This window comes from Halorubrum sp. SP3 (assembly GCF_005435195.1).
Lineage (GTDB): Archaea > Halobacteriota > Halobacteria > Halobacteriales > Haloferacaceae > Halorubrum > Halorubrum sodomense.
Genome location: NZ_SGTU01000080.1, coordinates 1 through 275, shown reverse-complemented (window position 1 = coordinate 275; position 275 = coordinate 1). Strand labels below are relative to the sequence as shown.

1 pseudogene is annotated in these 275 nt (G+C 64.0%); it reads left to right on the top strand.

The features are described from left to right. Positions 1–191: pseudogene (locus EXE42_RS20320) on the top strand (hypothetical protein); the annotation flags it as partial. Between the last annotated feature and the right edge of the window lie 84 nt (positions 192–275).

The window sequence follows — 275 nt, the reverse complement described above, 5'->3', positions numbered from 1 at the left end:
TGGTGTGGCAGGCGGACTCGCTCATTGAGCTGTTTACGATGCGGCGCGAACAGCGGGAAGGGCTGAAACGCCACAAGCGGACTGCCCTCCGTTCGACGGTGATTCTGCTGGTGTTGGGCCCGCTGTACACCGTCGCTGGCAGCGTGATGAATCTCCCACTCGCAGAGTGTGTGGATCTCGTTCCGTGGTGATCCGCGATGCGGTCGGCTGGGTTCGGGTGTGTGCGGTTGTGTCTGGGCCTGCTCATCGGCGTGGCGCTGGTGGCGAGTGGCCAG